This window comes from Acinetobacter sp. 148 (genome assembly GCF_031196675.1).
Classification (GTDB): Bacteria; Pseudomonadota; Gammaproteobacteria; order Pseudomonadales; family Moraxellaceae; genus Acinetobacter; species Acinetobacter baumannii.
The window spans coordinates 1-1237 of the sequence record NZ_JAVIMT010000042.1; the positions used below are offsets into that span (position 1 = coordinate 1).

Below are 1237 nucleotides of genomic sequence, written 5' to 3' on the forward strand. Positions count from 1 at the left end.
TGATCCTAGACAGTATCGTGGACAACAAATCCCTCTAAATTCTTAAAATATTTCTTCTCAAAGGCTTCAGGGCTTAACCAGCCATTTGCAGAATGTCTTCTGACCCGATTGTAATAAATCTCAATATAGTCAAACAAGACAGCATTCGCTTCTTTTCGAGTGGCAAACACACTGCCATGGACCACATGACCTTTCAATGTATGAAAGAAGCTTTCAGTCACTGCATTATCCCAACAGTTTCCACGTCTAGACATACTCTGAGTACAATCATTTGTCAGTAACAGCGCTCTAAAATCACGACTACAGTACTGTGAACCTTGGTCCGAATGAACCATAACACCAGTTGGATAACCCTGACGAGCCATTGCATAGTTAAACGTATCACACACCAACTGGCGGTCTATTCGATGGCTGGTTTGCCACCCCACGATACGACGACTAAATAGATCCAGCATCACACATAAATACAGCCAACCTTGCTTGGTACGGATATAGGTAATATCCGTTGTCCAAACCTTGTTAGGCTGAATGACTGTAAATTGACGCTCTAACAGATTGGGTGCTGTAGGCAAACGATGGTTTGAATCAGTCGTATGCTTGTATTTACGCGCAATCCTGCTGCGTAAACCCAGATTTTTCAGCATTCTTCCAACAGTGCGTTCACTCATGCTGTAACCTAAATCATGCATGTCATGTACCAATGAAGGTGCACCCAATCGTGCATGATGCTGCCAATATACGGCTTTTAAATCATTATATTTCTCTACCGTATTGGCCTGACGTTTTCGCCAGGCATAATAGCCTGAAGTGCTGACACCTAGGTATTTACAGGCAGAAGATACCGTGACTTCATTCATATCTAGATCTTGAATTACCGTGTACTTTTCTTGGCATGATCTGTTAGAAAGTACACATGCGCTTTTTTTAAGATGTCATTGGCTTCCTTGAGCTGTTTGACTTCTTTCTCTAATTCCAAGATCCGCTGTTGTTCTGGTGAAAGTTGACGTTTGCTTGAACCCACTGGATTGGTTTCACGAATCCATTTGTCTAAAGTTGAATAACCCACACCTAATTTCTGGGCGATTGCAGCTATAGGCTCGTGTGAGTTTGAAAGTGCATAATCAATTGCTTGCTGTTTAAATTCAGCACTAAAACGTTTGGCCATTTCTTGGATCTCCAAAGTTAACGTTACGTTATCTTTAGAGGGAAGTACTGTCCATTATTTTGGCTAGGATCA

At 41.7% G+C, this 1237-nt stretch carries 1 protein-coding gene; it reads right to left on the reverse strand.

From position 1 onward, the window contains the following. Positions 1–5: 5 nt before the first annotated feature. Positions 6–1165, reverse strand: a protein-coding gene (locus RFX69_RS08640; RefSeq protein ID WP_085945698.1) for an IS3 family transposase whose coding sequence is annotated in 2 segments (ribosomal slippage) — positions 6–931 and positions 931–1165 — 1161 coding nt in all. Because the reading frame shifts where the segments join, the coding sequence is not laid out codon by codon here. Positions 1166–1237 lie beyond the last annotated feature (72 nt).